The sequence below is a fragment of the Parabacteroides sp. B2-S-102 genome (genome assembly GCF_023656665.1).
GTDB lineage: Bacteria > Bacteroidota > Bacteroidia > Bacteroidales > Tannerellaceae > Parabacteroides > Parabacteroides distasonis.
Map to the genome: position 1 here is coordinate 37520 of NZ_JAMOKM010000020.1, position 16731 is coordinate 54250.

Here is a 16731-nt window from a genome sequence, read left to right on the forward strand (position 1 = left end):
GAAAGAGGAATAAATAGGATGTGGTTTTTCAAAAAGCAGACCAGTCTTGTGGGAAGCGGTATTTTGGAGGGATTTACTGATTACCATTCACATATATTACCCGGGGTGGATGATGGTATACAGACGTTGGGTGAATCTTTGGATACGTTGGATTGTTTGGAGAAACTAGGAGTTAAATCTATTTGGCTTACTCCCCATGTCATGGAAGACATTCCCAACACGAGCGAGAAATTGAGAGAACGTTTCCAGCTTCTTCTTCAATATTATTCCGGAGGTATAGCTCTCCATTTAGCTGCGGAATACATGTTGGATAACTTATTTGAGGAGCGACTGGCCTCGGAAGACTTGTTGCCGATTGGCAAGGCTCAAAAACATTTGCTAGTGGAGACTTCCTATTTTAATCCTCCGATGGGATTAAATAATATTCTGCTTCGGATCAAGGCAAAAGGCTATATACCTGTACTGGCGCATCCCGAACGATATACCTATATGAATGAGAAAGATTATTGGCGATTGAAAGGTATGAACGTGAGGTTCCAATTGAATCTCCTTTCCTTGATTGGTGCATATGGTCCGGAGGTTCGAGGTAAGGAGGAGTGGCTACTGAAAAACGGCTATTATCAACTCTGTGGAACTGATATTCATAGCCTTAAGCTTTGGAAAGAAAGTGTTATGAAGAAAAGAATATCGGGAAATGTCTCTCGAATGTTGCAAGGCATCATAGCGACACATTTCCCGGGATAGTTAATGGAACAAGTAACGATATTCATCGCACGAGAAGCAGGGACAAGCTTTCTTTACGCCGGGCAAGTCACGATGCCCCACGATAAGCGCATGAGGAAAGAGCGTGTGGAGTTTCCACAGGAGTTCCCTCAATTGCTCCTTCTGTTCCGGGGTACGGGTATCGGCGGTTTTGCCGCTTTCATCCAATCCGCCTTCATAACAAATACCTATGCTGCAACGATTGAGTCCACGGACATGGGCACCTACTTCCAGCAGTCGGCGATGCTGTGTCACGATTCCACTCCTGCGGATATAGAAATGATAGCCGATGGTACGGAATCCCCGTACCTTATGGTCACGGAGAAGCTGTTCCACCGTATAGTCACGGTCACTTTGGGTAGCGGAACAATGTATGACGATGAAGCGGACAGAGTCCGCCCCATTCATCATTAATCCGCTTTCCACTTGCGTCAGCAGGGTACGCTCGTTGAGCGTCTCTTCTCCGCCGACAATCATGGGAAATGTTTCTTGCGTCATTGTCACTAGAATTTAGAAGTGAGAAACACAGGAAGATACACCTAATGCCGTTAAGGCTGCGATAATAGCCTGTACGATAGCTTGGACTATTTTCTTCCAATCGATTTTACTTGATTTGCTCATGTCTGTTCAAATTTTGAGGTAAATAATGTATAGTTTATGAAAATCAGATCTCACCGGGGCTTTCGGAATCCCCTTCCTCGGGAGTTACGATAGGTACCCCACCCTTAAAGTCGATTCTCACCAAATTGGTTTTCTCGGGCAGGAGCGCATAACGGAACGTCCCGTTAAGGATCGTATACTCGGCGTTAAACGCCGGTCGGATACTTTTCACCAGCTTGGCTGTCACCTCCTTGGGTGTGCTTACGCTTTTCTCGGTGAGCAACTCGTTGTAGAAGATGCCCAATCCGTCCAGCTTGATCTTGTAACCAAGCGCCATGTGGGTTTGGCAGAAATAAGCGAGACGTTCGATGACCCCGATCACGTCGGCTGGTGTCAAGGCCGACTCTTGTGCGATCTGGGTAGCCACCTGCTTGGTAGTGATTGTACCATAATAATAAGCTTGAGCACTGTAAACAGTTTCTCCCTTACGAGGGCCAATGTTCAAATCGATTTTTCTAGCATAAAAAGGCTGTGCCATAATGTTAAAATTTTAATAGTGAATACTCTGTTATTTTTATCAATGTCATTGACTGATACAAAAGTAAGGAAGTCGAAAACCTCACTTTCCGATGCTTTCGGTTTCATTCCGGTTGTTTCGTTTAAGGCATTTCCGAAGTGAATAACTAATGGCTTGTCAAGTGAATAACTAACGGCTATACCTAGTGAATAACTAGCGGCTCGGGAAGTGAATAACTAATGGCTTCAGTCCCCGCTTACGGTTCACCGAGATACTGTACGATGATGCCTATTTGCCTAGGTGTAAACGTCTTGTTATAAGTCTTATAGTACGCTCCTTTCAATTCGGCGATCAGGTGGGGGTTATGCTTCATTAAGTTGCGGAGGTTTGCGATGGCAGATTCCTCGTTGACCGTATCCGGAAAATAGAGCCTCGCCAACTCCCTTTTGGAGTACGGGCGGATTCGGAAATTCGTGTTGTTCATATTAAAAAAGAGTTTTAGGTGAAAACTGTTCATTGCTTTTACATCCGGATGATATTGCGAAACTATATAGTTTGTGACAAAGCGTGGAATATCTGCAAAAAATATCTAAACACTTCAAAAACAATCAAGGGGTAATTCTCTCCATATAATATACAATGAATAAAGAAGAATATAAAAAATCACTTCACCGTCATTATCCCGAAGAACCGGACAATGTGTTGGAGTTGGCATGGCATTTCCACGGTATGGAGAAAGCGAAGAAATATATAAAATTGTTGGAGACATGTAATCATAATGCCGATTTAGCGATAAAAGCCATTCGGGCGATGTACGTGTCGTGTGACATAGATGCGGTCAAGGCCGTTAGTGAAAAATTTATTACGGTTTTACTGCCTTTCACTTGTATGGAAAAAACAGCCAAGCCCCATTCCGTGACCTTCCATGTGCGGAAAATGCTGGACGATTGTGATGTAAAGGCTGAGCGTAAAACAGAGGAAGCTCGGTTACGACAAGCCTGTCTTACCCGGCAGCGAGCCAATAGTCCTTCTCGAACTGCGGATGTAACCATACAGATCCGGTTCCAAACAGATAATGAGGATTTGATTCGTCAAATCATGCAGTTGGCTTCGGCAAGTAATGCTGTACTAGTTAAGGTTGAAGAGAGTGATTTGGAAATTGGAGGTAACTATTGCGAATCGACACAGGGTTGGGATGATGCCCAAAATATCTCCATGTCTCTTAATGATTATTATAATGTTTCCCAAGTTTTCGATCCCCCCGGAACTTTAAATTGGTTTCAACTGGAGGGTGCGGCAAAAGATATGCTGGTAACTATCGCCAATCTACGTTCTATCTTTGGAGAAGAAGATCCGGAGGTGGAATACATATCTATATATAAAGGTATAAGAAGTTTGTCACTGAGTCATGCACAAAGATTGGCTGAGTGTGAGATGAGTGGTTGGTAGTCAAATTAGGGCTCAATCATAGTATAATCAGTACAGTGAAGTTACAAGATAAGTAGACTTGGGATTATCTGACGTTTAATTTTTAACATAACACTAGATAGGTACTATAAAAGTGCCTATACATTGGTGTATACTCTAATTTGAGCACTAAACGAAAATGATAAATGTTCTTGTAAATGCCTATGCTGTCAATCCTTATTGGGGCAGCGAACAAGGAATGGGGTGGAATTGGGTTGTCAACATCGCCAGATACTGCAATGTGTATGTGATAACTGAGGGTGAATTTCGGGATAACATAGAGGAGGCTATGATGTCACTTTCTCAAAAGGATCATCTTCATTTTTATTACAATCCACTTCCCACTAAAGTGAGAAAGATGTGTTGGAACCAAGGTGACTGGAGGTTTTACTGGTATTATCGGAACTGGCAAAAACAAACGTTGAAAATAGCGAAACAAATTATAAAAAATAACCGAATAGATATTCTTCATCAACTGAATATGATTGGATTTCGTGAACCAGGTTATTTGTGGAAGATCAAAGAAGTTCCTTTTGTTTGGGGACCCATCGGAGGGATGGAATTGATGCCAATGGAATATCTGCTAGGAGTTCCAATGAAGCAGAGGTTGTTTAATTATCTTAAAAATATAATTAACCAATATCAATACTTATATTCGTCAAGGGTTCATGCAGCCATTCAAAAAGCGGATATATTAATTTCCGCTGTAAAAAGTGTCAGTGATATCCTATCGAATCACTATCAGAAAAACAGTTTACTAATCAATGAAACTGGAATTGACTCCAATTCTACTTTTCGGAGAAAAACAAGTAAATCTGACGAGCCTTTTAAAATTATATGGATAGGAAAATTTGACTTTCGCAAACAACTTCCAATAGCGATTAAATCAATAACAGCCATGAATCAGCGGAATGTGGAACTGCATATTTGTGGTACAGGGAACGATGATGCCGTGAATGAAATGAAACGTATGGCCGAAATTTGTGGAATAGCCTCGAAATGCCACTGGCATGGGAATGTGTCTCATGATAAAATTCTGAAGATGATGGCTTCATCTGATTTGATGTTTTTTACTTCAATCATGGAAGCTACATCCACGGTGGTGCTTGAAGCCATAACGGTAGGATTGCCGATACTGTGTTTTAACACTTGCGGTTTTGGTCCTATAGTAAAAGATTTTGCAGGTATTACAGTTGAATTATCTAATCCTTATAAATCAGTTCAAGATTTTGCTCATGAACTTTCACTATTATATCAAAACCGAGCTGTCTTGAATGACATATCAACCAGAATGTTAGAAAAGAGACAAGAGCTAACATGGGAAGCAAAAGCAAAAAAGTTAGTAAGGCATTATGAGGAAATATTAAAAAAATAATTTCTTCTGACTGATTAAGTTTACTTATTGATTGTACAATAAACCTATTCATTATGTTATTATGAATACATTCTTTAATATCCACTACGAGTTTGACAAACAACGGGTTCATACTTCTATAGCACGGCAGCTGGAAAAATTAGGTTCTGACTATATCTGTGTAGTAGATGGTGTAGTGTTGGGCACAGCGAACAGGAAGTCTGACTATCTGAGAACAGTCAATGGTGGGATGTTCTCCATTTGTGACAGCAGTTACGTCCCGTTGTATATCCATTGGATTTACGGAAAGCGTTATGAGCAATATTGCGGAAGCCAAATCTTTATGGACATCATTCATAGCAGGAAGTACAGGATGATCTTCTTGGGAACATCACGAGCCATATTGAGAGGGTTGCAGAGCAATTTGTCAAAAGAAAACCCGGATGTGGCTGATATGACCTTCTTGGAACTTCCTTATATGTCGGTAGAGGAATTTGATTATGCCAACATAGCCAAAGAAATAGAAACTGACGAGGCTGATATTATTTGGATAGCTTTGGGAGCTCCTAAACAAGAATATTTTATGGATAGATTAAAGCCCCATTTGAAACGAGGGGTCATGATTGCGGTTGGGGCTGTTTTTAAATTCTATAGTGGCGTGGAAGCAAGGCGTGCTCCAAAGTGGATCATCAAATGGCACTTGGAGTTCGTGTACAGAATATTCAGAGAACCCAAGAAGCAATTGAAGCGGTGTGGAATGATTCTATTTACTCTGCCAGAATTGCTACTAAGGGAAATCGAACGAAAACGAAAAACGGGAGTATATAATAACAACTGTTTCTTCAGAGAAAACGATAATGAAACTAACGAAAAGGAATGATAATCCTTAACCCAATTGATTTTATGAAAGTATTTTACCGGAAATTAGACAAGTACCTGCTTGTATTGACATTCTTGTGCTTTTTAGCTTCTTGTTCTTCAAGTAAAAGAATAGCCTATTTTCAAGATTTGAAACCCGGAGAGAGTGAACTTTTCACTTCACTCTCTCCCCACTATATCAAAGTGCTCCCCGGCGATAAGATAACGATTCTGATAAACAGCAGGGAACCTCAGTTGGCTGAATTATTCAATTTGGCAATCACGGCTAAAGCTATTGGCACGACAAGTAATAATTCCGGTATTCTTTCATATACGGTTGATTTGGAGGGGTATATAGAATTTCCGGTATTGGGGGCAATAAATGTAAACGGAAAAACAAGGAAAGAAATCGCCTCATTGATAAAAGAGGAGTTGATTTCCCGCGAATTGTTAAAAGACCCTGTGGTAACAGTCGAGTTCGCCAATCTTTGCATCTCGGTTCTGGGTGAAGTGAAAACGCCGGGGCGCTATAGCATAGACCGGGACAAGGTCACACTGCTTGATGCTATCGGTATGGCCGGAGACTTGACCATCTATGGCAAACGGGACAAAGTATTTGTATTACGAGAGAATGGCGGCACACGGTATTCTTATAGCGTAAATTTATGTTCCGCAGAGGATCTGTTTTCATCCCCAGCTTACTATTTGCAACAGAATGACATTGTTTATGTGGAACCGGGTAATGTCCGTGCCAATCAATCCACGGTCAATGGCAATACGATTCGGAGTACATCTTTCTGGATTTCTGTGACCTCACTTATTGCCTCATTAATATCAATCTTTTTATAATTCGTATTTTATGGAAATTCCTAAAGAAGATAGAATAGACTTTATTAGAATAAAAGATTTTATTTCTCTTTGTATCTTAAATTGGAAATGGTTTGTGGTTTCCATATTGTTGATTACTAGTATGGGAGTAGTATATGTACTAAGATCCCCATCTGTTTTTAGTCGTACCATGACGATACAAATTCAAAGTGACATGCAAGGCAAATCGCTTCCCTCGAATTTCGAATCTTTTGAAGATTTAGGTATCATCCAGCCTAAATCGAATGTCTTGGACGAAATAGTTGCCCTGCAATCTCCTTCCATTATGACCGAAGTTGTGAAGCGGTTGAATCTATACATTCATTATGCCATTCCGGGAAGGTTTCATGGTAAGGAACTATATGGTCCTTTCTTACCCGTCTTGGTATCCATGCCCGATTGGCAGGGTAACGAGTCCGGAGAGTTTACTATGCACCTCCAAGGCAACAAAGTTAAGTTATCAGATTTTATCTGGAAAGGGGATGCGATTTCACTTCCTTCCGACATCAGTGCCACTCTTTCTGATACGATAGCATCTCCATTGGGACGATTGCTCATTGAGCCTACGCCCATATATACGGCCGATAACGAATATGTCCTGCATGTTACGATAGATCCCCTGTTATCTACGATAAGAAATTTCAACAACAAACTTACCGTCACGCAGTACAATGAAAAAAGCTCTATTGTGGAATTGATTTTCAAAGATACCAGCATATCTAGAATAGAAGAAATACTCAACATGTTAGTAGCTGTTTATAACGAGAATTGGATGAAAGACAAAAATCAGATAATGGTGGCCACCTCCATGTTTATCAACGAGCGTATTAATATAATAGAACGTGAGTTGGGAAGCGTGGATGAAAACATATCTTCTTATAAAAGTGAGAACTTGCTTCCGGATGTACAGGCAGCTTCTGACTTATACATATCACAGAACAGTGCTGCTGACGCACAACTCTTATCGTTGAACAACCAATTATATATGACTCGCTATGTTCGGAATTATCTGTTGGACAATGCCAACAAGGAGAAATTGTTACCTGTCAACTCCGGCATTGAGAATATGAGTATCGAAAATCAAATATCGGAATATAATGGGAAATTACTGCAACGTAATGGATTGATGGCCAATAGTAGCACAGTGAATCCGCTGGTTATGGATATGGACGAAGTTCTGGCTGAATTACGTAAAGCCATCATCGCTTCCATAGATAACCAATACCACAAACTTGAGATGCAGATAGGAAGCCTTCAAAAAGACAAAAGTCAGGTTACGGCACATCTTGCGGCAAATCCAAGCCAAGCTAAGTTCCTGCTATCTATTGAACGGCAACAGAAAGTGAAGGAATCTCTCTACCTGTTTTTACTTCAAAAGCGGGAGGAAAACGAACTGGCACAGGCATTCATCACCAACAATACACGTGTCATAACACCTCCTTATGGAAATGATATTCCTGTAGAGCCACAAAAGAGAAAAATTGTTCTGTTCGCATTTGTCCTCTCTTTATTGATACCAGCAACCATTCTTCTCATCAAGAAGAGTTTAGATACGAAAGTACGTGATAAAAAGGATGTGGTGGAACTTTCCTTACCGTTCCTCGGAGAAATTCCGCAGTGGAATTCCAAAAAGAGAAGAAAAAATTACTTTCACGGAAAGAAAACAGATTGGGACTCTCCAGCCATACTTGTTGAGAATGGAAAACGCGACATCATGAATGAGGCTTTCCGTGTATTGCGGACTAATCTGGAATTTATTGTGAATAAGGAACAAAAATCAAGAATAATTATACTGACTTCTTTCGTTCAAGGTTCTGGAAAAACATTTCTTACAATAAATACCGCAATTAGTCTGGCTGTCAAAGGAAGTAAAGTCTTGATTATTGATGGCGATTTGCGTAGGAATGCCATATCCAAGTTTATTCACTTTCACAAAAAAGGGTTGAGTGATTATCTGGCTGGTGAATTCAATGACATCGAGAAACTTTTCATTTCGAAAATAGAACTGGATGCTGACTCAGAATACACTGATGAGAATGGGAAACGGTTTTTGTCCGATAATCTACATGTCCTTCCGGTAGGTACCATTCCGCCGAACCCGACCGAATTACTTCTCAACGCCCGTTTTGGACAACTGCTGGCGGAGGTGCGTACTCGGTACGATTATATTTTCATTGATTGTCCCCCTGTCAACATCATGGCGGATTCTCAGATCATTGGACAATATGCCGACTACACTATTTTTATAGTTCGGGCAGGTTTTCTGGATCGCGCCATGTTGCCGGAACTGGAAAAAATCTATCGTAAAAATACATATAAAAACATGTCGCTTGTTCTTAACGGGACTGACATGGGGGGTGGACACTATGGTTATAAATATGGATATCATTCTTATAATTACTATACAGATGAGAATTGATTATTGCATACCATAGCGCTTTGTAGATGAGGTTCGTTGCAATGACTGGCAATACAATCAGATAAAGGTTTTGAATATATAACAGGAAAGTAATAGATACTATGTCGACAACGGTCGCACGTGTAATTAGGAATACCGGTTATCTGTATGTTAGGATGGGCATCACTATGTTCATCTCTTTGTACACCACCCGTATCATTCTTCAGGCGTTGGGGGCTTCGGATTTTGGCGTATTTAATATCGTTGGGGGCACCATTGCGATGTTGGGATTCCTAAATATATCCATGGCAAGTGCCACACAACGCTTTATGTCCTACACCGAAGGTTCCGGAAACTATGAGAAGAAAACGGTAATATTCAATGTTAGTATCCTGTTACATTTCATTGTGGCAATTGTTGCGGGAATAGCATTGATAATCAATGGATATATTTTTTTTAACGGGATTCTGAACATACCCATGGAAAGAGCTCATGCCGCCCAAATAGTTTATGGGGGATTAGTGGCTAGTACGATGTTTACGGTCATGACTGTTCCATACGATGCGGTACTTAATTCCCGTGAGAATATGCGCTATTATGCTTTTGTAGGTATTCTGGAATCTGTCTTAAAACTGTTTGTGGCATTTGCCTGTGTATATGCATCGCATGACAGGCTGATAGTTTATGGGGTATTGATGGCATGTATTCCGTTTATCACTCTTTCTATCATGCTATTATATTGCCATAAACATTATGCTGAATGTACCTTGTCCATACAACATTATTTCGATCGGGATACGATGAAAGAAATGGCAAGTTTTTTCGGATGGAATCTGTTGAATACAATGATTGTAATCATTAGTATACAGGGACAAAGCGTTCTTTTGAACCACTTTTTTGGAACGCTTCTGAATGCGGCACAGGGTATCACGACTCAACTGAACGGGCAGCTACAAGCTTTATCATCGGGTATGACTAAAGCTTTGAATCCGGTAATTGGAAAGAGTGCAGGTGCCCATGATGGGAATCTGTTTTTGAAATCTGTAATTTATGGATCCAAATTCTCATCTGCACTATTTTCGATAATTGCGATTCCTGTATTTCTGGAGGCACCCTACATCTTAAAAATATGGCTAAAAGAAGTTCCAGAGTGGACTGTGGTGTTTATCCGTTTTCAGTTGTTGAAGACCTTTGTCGACATTTTGTGTGTAACCGTTCCAAGGGCAATAGAAGCCACTGGTCGTATCAGGCGTTTTAAGATATTAAGCAGTTTTACCAATATCATTCAGCTACCTCTTATATATATAGTTTTCCATATGGGTTTTCAACCTTATTTCATGTATATAATCGCATTGCTTTTTGGTGCGATAATGACTTATTCCATAGCTTTGTATTGCGCAAGAACTGATTGTAACATACCGGCTCGCTATTTTATCCTTAAAGCGATACTACCTGTATCCGCATCCGTCCTGCTCACATTGGTCATTGCATATCCGTGTATGATGGCGATTGCTGTAAATTCCATATCTTCCTTGGTCTTCTCGGTGACATTGACCATGTTAATATTTGCAGTCTCATTCTATTGCATCTGCTGCCAAAAGGAAGAAAGGAGAATCTTGTATAGCCTATTTATTTTGATAAAGACAAATAAAAAGGAATCATGAACTATTGGGAGGTATCATTGATGGACTGTCAGATAAAAATAACCGACAATAAAGCAGTTTGGAAAATTCAGGCAGCATTGGCTCTGATTTTTTTGCTTAACCCTTTTTTGGGGGTACTGTCAACATTGTTTTTTGTTTTTGTTTCAAAAGAAAAATCAATGGCATTCTACTTGGTCATTATTCTTACCTTGTTCATGTGGTGTTTGCAGTCTACACGGTCATTCCATTTAGGAGAGCCGAGTGACTGGGCGGGGAACTATTATTATAATTTTCATAATGCGGCAATAACCGACACACTCACTTATCTTTTTTTCACGACAAAGGAATATGCCTGGCAGGCATTTAATCTGATAGGCTATTATCTGTTTGACGGAGATTTCCTTTCTTATGCGAATTTCATTGTTGCTTTGACCTATATGTTCACATTTGCTGCCATTTATAAATTTTGGAACTATATTCAAGCTGACCCCCGTTTCCTTGTTGCTTCTTTGTGCCTATTTGCTTTTGTGACAGAAGTGAATGGCATCTGCAATAATTTGCTGCGCCAGCAGTTCGCCATGTCAATGATGCTGTATGCCATTATTGAAAGATGCACCAACGGACGTATTCTTTATCCTTTGCTGGTTATCTCTTTTTTCACGCATACTATGACAGGTTTTTTTATTCCATTCTTGTTTATTCGTTTAGGAAAGAAAGCTTCTTTTCGCTTTTACATCTACATCGTCTTGGGATTTGGATTACTTTACATCCTGTTTACCAACCTGTCCATATTTTCCTCCAGTAGCTTTTATGCATTCCAGCGGTTAGCTACCGCTTCAAATGCATATGCATTGAAAGATATTATACAGCCTTCGGCGGTATATCCGTTCTTGGCGGTTACGGTTATTCTTTATGTCAAAGCGTTTTTCTTTGATAGCGAACGGCGAAAGTGCGAACTTTATATTAACAACTTGTTCTTGATTTTGATTTCCATGTGCCTGCTCATGACCTCGATGCCGCTCATGCAGACCCGTTATTTCATCATCCGTTTCTTTTTCATGCCGTTAGTGGTTCCCTATTTCTTTACGGCAAAGGGGAGTTTATGTGACTATTATTTGATAACTGTTCCGCTGTGCTTTGCTTTCCGCTTTTTCAGCACACCATCTATTTGGTTGGCTTCTTCTAACGACATCGTGTATAGAAGTATTTTCGATTACCTGTGACAGATAAATAAACTCATGTACTTATATTGCATTTGTTATATTGCATTGGTGATTCTTGCGGGATTAACTGTTTTCAGACATCGGTGGAATGGAACACAGATATTGTTCAGTCCGTTCAATGTAGACCGAACCCTTTCCCTGCGGGGCATATTGGTTTTGTTAATCGTTTTGCATCATTTGTCCGGTGTCACTTCTTTTCCGGGCTTATCGCCGTCTTTTCGTATGCTTGTCAGTCAGTTTACCTTTTTCGGAGGAGGGGCCGTATCCATGTTCTTTTTCATAAGCGGATATGGTTTGATGGCTTCTTTACATAAGAAAGGGAAAATTTACTTGGACTCATTCTATAAAAAAAGGTTTTTGAAACTGTTACCGCCTTTACTCATTGCGACCTGTATTTTTATCTGTATAAGGATGTGTTTTGAACATCTGTCTGCATGGAATATTTGCTACGAAATGACTTTAGGCAACCCTCCTTTGCCCAATTCATGGTATATGTATGCACTTTTCATTTTATACATCTTTTTTCATGCCGTTTTTTCCATATGCGGAGTGCAAGGTAGAAAAGCGTTGAATTGGATGTGGATTGGCTCTTTTGCCTATATCGCTTGCATTTTATTGTTGGGCTGGGGTTATTGGTGGTATACGTCCGTCTTGTCCTTTAATATTGGTATAGAATATGCCTGTATGAGCCAGGGTGTTCAATCGTTTGTGCGGAAAAAACTGATCTCATTTTTTGTTGGATCAATATTGTTTTTGTTGGTTTTTATATTCATTTATCTCAGATTTGTCTCTGATGGAATGAAAATCGCTTCTCTCATCGCATTAAACGTCACATTGCCCATAGTGATGGTATGGGTGATTCAGGTATTAGGAATTGTAAACTTGACTAGTCTTAAATTTTTAGGAGGAATTTCCTATGAATTATATCTTGTACATGGTATTTTTATTTATTTATCGAAAAACTATTATTCTTATGGAGGTACATTGATAATAGTATGTTATACACTATCCATAGTAACGGCATTCATGCTAAATCGCGGATCGAAGTATATTAATAACAAAATTATAAAAGTAATATGATTTCTATTGTCATTCCTTTGTACAACAAAGCGCATACGATTGTGCATACTTTGAATGCGGTTTTCAAACAGGAGTATCAGGATTTTGAAGTCATTATAGTCGATGACGGATCGACTGACAATGGAGTGGGGATAATCCAGCAACATTTTCACGACAACCGGATACGGATATTTCATCAAGAAAATCAAGGCGTAAGTGTCGCTCGGAATAGGGGGGTAGAAGAAGCTCGCTGTGAATATGTAGCCTTGCTTGATGGCGATGACGAATGGCATCCCGATTATCTGAAAATCATGACCAAACATATTCAAAACAACCCCCGATGCGGATTGTTTCTATGTGCATTTATCGCTCAAGGTGCTTCTCGCTCTATTTATTGTATACCAAAAGGATTTGAGAATTATCAAGGAGAAATTAATCTGTTTCATAATGTTTCTCTGTTTGGGCAGACAAGCGGAACTGTCTTAAAGAAAAGCGTATTTAATCGGACGCATAGGTATATTCCACACATGATTTATCACGAAGATTATCTTCTTATACAAGCTGTTGCTTTGATAGCGCCAGTTTTTTATTGTGGTATTCCTTTAAATAAGTATAGGGGGGATGTGCCAGGTCAAACGACTCAAAACCCCAATACGCCTCAAGCTGAAGAATCCAAATTGATGTATTACAATATCGGTATGGAAGATAGCTTGCGGGTAAGTGAAAAAGGGAATGAATCTTTGAATATTTATCTTAGGTATTTTTTGTTTCATGACTTTAAAAGGAGACTTTCTCTTAAAGATAACGAAGCGTTGCTCCGTTTTATACAACGTCTTTCCTTTGATGTCAAAAAGTTGTTTTATCCTTTTGAGCTCAGCTTGATAGCGCATTATCCAAGAGTCGCTATTCTTTACATAAACCTGACGAAAGTTCGCTGGAGGTTAAGAAGGTATCCTACATGGGGTGATAAATGTGATTTGAATAAAATTAATCCACAATATTTAAATTGGTAAACAAATGACGTACATAGAAACAGTGCTATGGAGGAGCTTGCGTAAAATTTATGGCAAGATGACTGGATTTCAGAAATCAGCCGTCATAGTTGAAGAAACCGATCCTCTGAAAGCTTCGGATGCAATCTATACTTTACTTGATTCCAAGAGGCCTTGCATGATTGCACGCTTCGGAGCTACGGAAATGGCTTGCATTCTCAATTACTTAAGCATTCGCCAAGGAAAACCTCTTCTAAAAAAATATCTGAGAGGTGATGTCTCTGATTGGTGGTGGAACAAGAACGTCATGAACCAAATGCAAAATTGGAGTGGATTCTTCCCTCCTGACATTGAGCATCTTTCCCGGTTTTGCGAAATGATGCTTCAAGACGCTTCTTTGCTGGATATATGTGGGTCTTTTGAGACCGTACAGAGAGGATTACATATTCTCCGACCTTATATGTGCAATCCATTATTTATACCCTTATCTTTCTTTGATCCATTCGTAACATCTCGACCTTGGTCAAGAGTATTGAAAGGGAAGAAGGTTGTTGTGATTCATCCGTTTGCCGAACTGATCGAAGCGCAATACGCCCGTCGTTCTGATTTGTTTGACAATAAAGATGTTTTGCCGGACTTTGAGCTAAGGACAGTAAAGGCTGTACAAAGTCTGGGTGGCGACAACCAAGGTTTCAAAGATTGGTTTGACGCACTGGAATGGATGAAGCGGGAAATAGGAAAAGCGGATTTTGATATCTGTCTGATAGGATGCGGAGCTTATGGATTTCCTTTGGCTGCACATGTGAAAAAAATAGGCAAACAAGCCGTTCATTTTGGCGGTGGCTTGCAATTGATGTTTGGTATCAAGGGTATTCGTTGGAAAAATCCACAAATTGCACTTGATGTGGGGCTTCCAGAAGATTGCTATTTGAAATATTTTTCTAATCCTGCATGGGTTAGTCCAGACGCATATCGTACGGTACATAGCGATAAAGTAGAAAACAATTGTTATTGGTGATTTATGTATGCTTTACTTCGATTAATCATGAAGACATACAGAAAATATCATTTTCATGTATGGAAGACATTGGTTGTAAACTTTAAGTTGCTTCCTTTCAAGCAAGCTATTCATTTGCCGATTGTCATTTATGGGAAAACGCAATTAATCATAAGTAATTCTTCGGTAAAGCTTCTCTGTTCTCCTCGTTTTGGAATAGTCAAGTTTGCCAAGAATCATGAATATTTTTATCCAACCCCAGCTCCCTCATTATTGTTTATGATAAATGGTACGATGGTACTAGAAGGTGACGTTCAATTCTCTTCAGGCTGTACTTTGCGCATCAATGATGGAATATTGCAACTGGGAGAAAATGTCTGTTTTTCAGGTGGATGTAAAATCTTATGTAACAATCGGATATTTATTCGAGCGTATAGCCAGTTCGCTTTCGATTGTGTTTGTTGTGATACGAACTTTCATTATATACTTCAGAAAGACGGCTTGGTAAAGGATTGTGTGGGAATTATCGAAGTGGGGAATAGGAACTGGATTGGAAATTCTACTACCCTTATGCGGGGTACTCAACTTCCCGACAATACCATTGTGGCAAGTAGGAGTTTTGTGAATAAGAGTTTTTTAGGTTACCATGATGATGGAATACTTATAGCAGGTAGTCCTGGTAAAGTGGTTCGATTAGGGGATCAGCGTGTTTTTTCCGCACAGAAAGAGATGGAAATCAGAGCTTTCTTCAAAAAAAGTAAGATGACTGAAATGTGGTTAGCTGAATCAGATTTTTTCTTTTATGAATGATGAAATGAAGCTGTAGTATATTTATTGAATAATTGTTGATCCACAAAGTAACTAAAAAGTTGTAATTCTATAAGCGATGAAAATATTGCATGTTTTATACGAATTGAAATTTTCTGGGGCTGAGATCATGTATGTTGATGCAGCCGATGAATTTAGAAGCCTTGGGTGTGAATTGTATGTTATAAATTCGGCAGAAAGGTTGGGTAAATATGCCGACATGTTTAAAGATGCAGGTTACAAAGTATATCATCTACCTTGTCCGAGTGGATTGATTACCAGATGGAGTTATTGCCAACAAATAGTCCGGTTGGTGAAAAAAGAAGGAATAGATGTCATTCATACCCATGCATCGAATATGAAATGGGATATGGCTTTGGTTGCATGTCTGGCGGGAATACGTTCTGTCTACACTTTTCATAGTTGCTTTAAGTCCAGACCTATTTCATACATTTACCATATATGGTTAAGATGGAGTGCAAAGAATTTGTTGAGTTGTAAATTCCAAACGATATCAGATAGTGTGTACGATAATGAACGTTTATATTATCATAATGACACGATAAAAATCTATAATTGGTTTGGGAATAAACGATTCTTTCCGGCTGATAAGGCAGAGAAGCAAGCTGTTAGAAAAGAACTTGGCATCTCAAAAGATAGTTTTGTTATAATTTCCGTAGGAGGTTGTAGTGTTAATAAACGGCATCATGACATTATCAAAGCACTTCCCGATTTGCTAAAAGAAAAAAATAATCTAATGTATCTTCACCTTGGACAAGGAGATACTACCGAAGAAGAAAAAACTTTGGCAAGAAAACTTGGAGTTGAGAACAAAATTCGTTTTATGGGAAATCAAAAAGAGGTGAGAAAATTCCTTATTGTTTCTGATGTATATCTTATGACTTCACACTATGAAGGCATCTCCTTAACTACTATAGAAGCCTTGGCTTGCAAAATTCCGGCAATATTATATGATGTTCCCGGATTGCGGGATTTCAATAAAGAACAGTTGTGCTCTTTATTGATACCAGAGCAATCGACTGAGATCGTAAAAGCAATCAAAAAGCTAAGGACAAACAGCGGTGAAAAGGAAATGATAATCAAGAACGGATATGAAATGGTTATGAGAAAGTTTTTTCTGCCAACAAACGTAAGGCAAATATTCAAGTTATATCAAGGATCTTAAA

General features: G+C 39.4%; 17 protein-coding genes. 13 read left to right on the forward strand and 4 right to left on the reverse strand.

Going from position 1 to position 16731, the window contains the following annotated elements; all coding sequences use genetic code 11:
* Positions 1–18: 18 nt before the first annotated feature.
* Positions 19–744 carry a tyrosine-protein phosphatase gene (locus NBH07_RS18775; RefSeq protein ID WP_005865508.1) on the forward strand — a complete coding sequence of 242 codons (726 nt, stop codon included), beginning with the start codon at positions 19–21 and terminating at the stop codon, positions 742–744.
* On the opposite strand, the gene NBH07_RS18780 is transcribed toward NBH07_RS18775, so the two are convergent.
* The 4 genes from NBH07_RS18780 to NBH07_RS18795 form a co-directional block, all read right to left on the reverse strand.
* On the reverse strand, positions 745–1260 hold the full coding sequence (locus NBH07_RS18780) for an N-acetylmuramoyl-L-alanine amidase (RefSeq protein WP_005865510.1): 516 nt from the start codon (positions 1258–1260) through the stop codon (positions 745–747).
* Positions 1261–1272: 12 nt separating this feature from the next.
* Positions 1273–1383 carry a smalltalk protein gene (locus NBH07_RS18785; RefSeq protein ID WP_005865512.1) on the reverse strand — a complete coding sequence of 37 codons (111 nt, stop codon included), beginning with the start codon at positions 1381–1383 and terminating at the stop codon, positions 1273–1275.
* 43 nt (positions 1384–1426) lie between these two features.
* The gene (locus NBH07_RS18790) at positions 1427–1900 is read right to left on the reverse strand and encodes an HU family DNA-binding protein (RefSeq protein WP_005865514.1); all 474 of its coding nucleotides are present in this window, start codon (positions 1898–1900) and stop codon (positions 1427–1429) included.
* Between the two features lie 235 nt (positions 1901–2135).
* On the reverse strand, positions 2136–2396 hold the full coding sequence (locus NBH07_RS18795) for a DUF4248 domain-containing protein (protein WP_009018605.1): 261 nt from the start codon (positions 2394–2396) through the stop codon (positions 2136–2138).
* A gap of 122 nt (positions 2397–2518) precedes the next feature.
* On the opposite strand from NBH07_RS18795, the gene NBH07_RS18800 reads away from it, so the two are divergent.
* The 12 genes from NBH07_RS18800 (at position 2519) to NBH07_RS18855 (ending at position 16730) form a co-directional block, all read left to right on the forward strand.
* Positions 2519–3328 (forward strand): hypothetical protein, encoded by an 810-nt coding sequence (locus NBH07_RS18800; protein WP_005865518.1) that lies wholly within the window; start codon positions 2519–2521, stop codon positions 3326–3328.
* Positions 3329–3485: 157 nt separating this feature from the next.
* Complete coding sequence (locus NBH07_RS18805) at positions 3486–4721, forward strand: glycosyltransferase family 4 protein (RefSeq protein WP_005865520.1); 1236 nt, start codon at positions 3486–3488, stop codon at positions 4719–4721.
* 61 nt (positions 4722–4782) lie between these two features.
* Complete coding sequence (locus NBH07_RS18810; RefSeq protein WP_005865522.1) at positions 4783–5580, forward strand: WecB/TagA/CpsF family glycosyltransferase; 798 nt, start codon at positions 4783–4785, stop codon at positions 5578–5580.
* A 23-nt stretch (positions 5581–5603) separates the two neighbouring features.
* On the forward strand, positions 5604–6407 hold the full coding sequence (locus tag NBH07_RS18815; RefSeq protein WP_005865524.1) for a polysaccharide biosynthesis/export family protein: 804 nt from the start codon (positions 5604–5606) through the stop codon (positions 6405–6407).
* Positions 6408–6417: 10 nt separating this feature from the next.
* Positions 6418–8844: a GumC family protein gene (locus NBH07_RS18820; protein WP_009018606.1), complete on the forward strand. Its 2427-nt coding sequence runs from the start codon at positions 6418–6420 to the stop codon at positions 8842–8844.
* Positions 8845–8945: 101 nt separating this feature from the next.
* Entirely contained in the window at positions 8946–10487 is a 1542-nt protein-coding gene (locus NBH07_RS18825; protein ID WP_005865528.1) for an MATE family efflux transporter, read from the forward strand.
* Positions 10484–11689 carry an EpsG family protein gene (locus NBH07_RS18830; RefSeq protein WP_005865530.1) on the forward strand — a complete coding sequence of 402 codons (1206 nt, stop codon included), beginning with the start codon at positions 10484–10486 and terminating at the stop codon, positions 11687–11689. Before NBH07_RS18825 ends, NBH07_RS18830 begins: the two co-directional genes overlap by 4 nt.
* A gap of 15 nt (positions 11690–11704) precedes the next feature.
* Positions 11705–12769, forward strand: a complete 1065-nt coding sequence (locus NBH07_RS18835) for an acyltransferase family protein (RefSeq protein WP_005865532.1) — start codon at positions 11705–11707, stop codon at positions 12767–12769.
* Positions 12766–13761: a glycosyltransferase family 2 protein gene (locus NBH07_RS18840; RefSeq protein WP_005865534.1), complete on the forward strand. Its 996-nt coding sequence runs from the start codon at positions 12766–12768 to the stop codon at positions 13759–13761. The genes NBH07_RS18835 and NBH07_RS18840 overlap by 4 nt, the downstream gene beginning before the upstream one ends.
* 58 nt (positions 13762–13819) lie before the next feature.
* Positions 13820–14758, forward strand: a complete 939-nt coding sequence (locus tag NBH07_RS18845) for a GT-D fold domain-containing protein (protein WP_227154285.1) — start codon at positions 13820–13822, stop codon at positions 14756–14758.
* A 27-nt stretch (positions 14759–14785) separates the two neighbouring features.
* Complete coding sequence (locus tag NBH07_RS18850; protein ID WP_227154287.1) at positions 14786–15547, forward strand: acyltransferase; 762 nt, start codon at positions 14786–14788, stop codon at positions 15545–15547.
* A 76-nt stretch (positions 15548–15623) separates the two neighbouring features.
* Positions 15624–16730 carry a glycosyltransferase family 4 protein gene (locus NBH07_RS18855; RefSeq protein WP_009018608.1) on the forward strand — a complete coding sequence of 369 codons (1107 nt, stop codon included), beginning with the start codon at positions 15624–15626 and terminating at the stop codon, positions 16728–16730.
* Position 16731 lies beyond the last annotated feature (1 nt).